This window comes from Streptomyces sp. NPDC060002 (assembly GCF_042737245.1).
Classification (GTDB): Bacteria; Actinomycetota; Actinomycetes; order Streptomycetales; family Streptomycetaceae; genus Streptomyces.
Window position 1 is genome coordinate 196,500 of sequence record NZ_JBHWUW010000008.1, and the last position, 2,592, is coordinate 199,091.

Annotated in this window: 4 protein-coding genes and 1 pseudogene; all 5 read left to right on the forward strand. The window is 67.1% G+C overall.

Features of this window, described 5'->3' with window-relative positions; all coding sequences use genetic code 11:
* Positions 1–711 precede the first annotated feature (711 nt).
* Positions 712–933, forward strand: coding sequence for a translation initiation factor IF-1 (gene infA, locus ACFWBD_RS11035; protein WP_003948620.1), 222 nt, complete (start codon positions 712–714; stop codon positions 931–933).
* Positions 934–1,005: 72 nt separating this feature from the next.
* Positions 1,006–1,119 (forward strand): 50S ribosomal protein L36, encoded by a 114-nt coding sequence (gene rpmJ / locus ACFWBD_RS11040; RefSeq protein WP_003998809.1) that lies wholly within the window; start codon positions 1,006–1,008, stop codon positions 1,117–1,119.
* A gap of 231 nt (positions 1,120–1,350) precedes the next feature.
* Positions 1,351–1,731, forward strand: a complete 381-nt coding sequence (rpsM, locus tag ACFWBD_RS11045) for a 30S ribosomal protein S13 (RefSeq protein ID WP_057584669.1) — start codon at positions 1,351–1,353, stop codon at positions 1,729–1,731.
* A 65-nt stretch (positions 1,732–1,796) separates the two neighbouring features.
* Positions 1,797–2,201, forward strand: a complete 405-nt coding sequence (gene rpsK, locus ACFWBD_RS11050; protein ID WP_010354218.1) for a 30S ribosomal protein S11 — start codon at positions 1,797–1,799, stop codon at positions 2,199–2,201.
* 176 nt (positions 2,202–2,377) lie between these two features.
* A pseudogene (locus ACFWBD_RS11055) lies at positions 2,378–2,592 on the forward strand (DNA-directed RNA polymerase subunit alpha); the annotation flags it as partial.

The following is a 2,592-nucleotide window of genomic DNA, read 5'->3' on the forward strand; positions in this document are numbered from 1 at the left end:
AGGGTCCCGTCGCTAGGGGGCCGTCACCCCTTGGCCCCGGGTTCGCCCCCTGTCGCTGAGGGCGGCCCCCGGACCCCCGCTCGGGTCCCGTCGCCGGGGGCTGCATGGCCCCGCTTCGGCCTCCCGTGTCCGGGGGCTTCCGTCCCCTGGCCCCGGCTTCGGTCCCGCCCTTGGGGGCAGCGCCCCCGGACCGGGGTCAGCGCCCCCGGACCCTCGCTTCCGCCCCCCCGTCGCCGGGGCCTGTCGCCTTCATATCCTCGCTTCGCCCCCCGTCGCCGGGGGCTGTCGCCTCCAGAGCCTCGCTTCGGTTCCCGCGCTGAGGGCTGCCGGGCCCCGCTTCGCCCCCCCGTCCCCGGGAGCTGCGACCTGGCGCCCGCGACCGCCGCTTAGGCCCCCGTCCCCGGGGGCTGCGACCTGGCGCCCGCGACCGCTGCTTAGGCCCCCGTCTCCGAGGGGTGCGCCCTGCGCCCGAGGTCCCCGTTTCGGTTTCCGGAGTCGGGTCTTGAGGGGGCTTGGCCTCGCCTGTCGGGCGGGGTGGGTGGGGGCATGGGCTGCTTAAGGATCTCCTTGCCGGGGCAGACTTCTCGATTCGTCTTTCGGCGGGGCCTGACGTAGACTGACTCGTCGGCTCTCGTGCACCCGCATGTCTGCATGCACCCGTAAGGGATACGCAGGGGAGTCGATCAAGGTAGTCGATTCGAAGGGCGAAGCGTGGCCAAGAAGCAAGGTGCCATCGAGATCGAGGGCACTGTCGTCGAGTCTCTTCCGAACGCCATGTTCAAGGTCGAGCTCCAGAACGGCCACCAGGTTCTGGCACATATCAGCGGCAAGATGCGTATGCACTACATCCGTATCCTCCCTGACGACCGGGTCGTGGTGGAGTTGTCTCCGTACGACCTGACGCGTGGCCGGATCGTCTACCGCTACAAGTAGATCTTGCCCAGGCCCTGTGCGCGGTTTCGCGTGCGGGGTTGCCGGCAACTGACCCGGAGAACCTCACATCCCATGAAGGTCAAGCCGAGCGTCAAGAAGATCTGCGACAAGTGCAGGGTGATCCGCCGTCACGGTCGGGTCATGGTCATTTGCGAGAACCCGCGCCACAAGCAGCGCCAGGGCTGATCGCTTAAAGATCACACCCTCTGCATCGACATCGCAGAGACTTCGCGCGACGCGAGCAGTGTTTGTTCATACGTAGAGCCCAGGCGGTTTCTCCCGTCTGATACCCCCGGCTCGGAGGCCGGGGACCCATTCGTACCTAATCCTCGGCCGCGCTCTTTGGGCCGCACGGGGAGGCCGGCGGATGGGATTCGGTTCTGCGGAAGACCTCCGAAGATCAACTGGAGCCATTGAATGGCACGCGTTTCCGGTGTCGACATCCCGCGCGAAAAGCGTGTGGAGGTCGCCCTCACCTACGTGTTCGGCATCGGCCGGACCCTGTCCCAGGAGACGCTGGCAGCGACCGGCGTCGACCCGAACACCCGCGTTCGCGACCTCTCCGAGGAGCAGCTCGTCGCGATCCGCGAGTACGTGGACGCCAACATCAAGACCGAGGGTGACCTCCGTCGCGAGGTCCAGGCCGACATCCGCCGCAAGGTCGAGATCGGTTGCTACCAGGGTCTCCGTCACCGTCGTGGTCTGCCTGTCCGCGGTCAGCGCACCAGCACGAACGCTCGTACCCGCAAGGGCCCGCGTCGCGCCATCGCCGGCAAGAAGAAGCCGGGCAAGAAGTAGTCCTCAGCGGACGCTCATCAGCGGTCTTCGCTGTAGGACCGACCACCTCCCGTAGGAGTTATTAGATGCCCCCCAAGGGACGTCAGGGCGCTGCCAAGAAGGTGCGCCGCAAGGAAAAGAAGAACGTCGCGCATGGCCAGGCGCACATCAAGAGCACGTTCAACAACACGATCGTGTCCATCACGGACCCGGCCGGAAACGTGATCTCGTGGGCCTCCGCCGGCCACGTCGGTTTCAAGGGCTCGCGCAAGTCCACGCCGTTCGCCGCGCAGATGGCCGCCGAGTCGGCTGCCCGTCGCGCGCAGGAGCACGGCATGCGCAAGGTCGACGTCTTCGTCAAGGGCCCGGGCGCCGGTCGTGAGACCGCCATCCGTTCGCTCCAGGCGACGGGCCTCGAGGTCGGCTCCATCCAGGACGTCACCCCGACCCCGCACAACGGCTGCCGTCCGCCGAAGCGTCGTCGCGTCTGACGCACCGGCTCACGTCGGCTGGACACGGCCGCGTGTCGGTCTGAGGTATTCGGGCGGTACGGCTCCGTAAAAGGGCCGTATCGCCCGTACCCTTGCACTACCCGTGCAGTGAGTACGCACGGTTCCGTCGGACGTCAAATAGCGGGCGTCCACGAAATGAAGGATCTGATCGCCACATGCTGATCGCTCAGCGTCCCTCGTTGACCGAAGAGGTCGTCGACGAGTTCCGCTCCCGGTTCGTGATCGAGCCGCTGGAGCCGGGCTTCGGTTACACCCTCGGTAACTCCCTCCGCCGGACCCTCCTGTCCTCGATCCCGGGTGCGGCGGTCACGTCCATCCGTATCGACGGCGTGCTGCACGAGTTCACCACCGTGCCGGGCGTCAAGGAGGA

Excerpts from the sequence above, each read along its gene's own strand:
- rpmJ (WP_003998809.1), top strand. The coding sequence starts at position 1,006 with ATGAAGGTCAAGCCGAGCGTCAAGAAGATCTGCGACAAGTGCAGGGTG.
- rpsM (WP_057584669.1), top strand. The coding sequence starts at position 1,351 with ATGGCACGCGTTTCCGGTGTCGACATCCCGCGCGAAAAGCGTGTGGAG.
- rpsK (WP_010354218.1), top strand. The coding sequence starts at position 1,797 with ATGCCCCCCAAGGGACGTCAGGGCGCTGCCAAGAAGGTGCGCCGCAAG.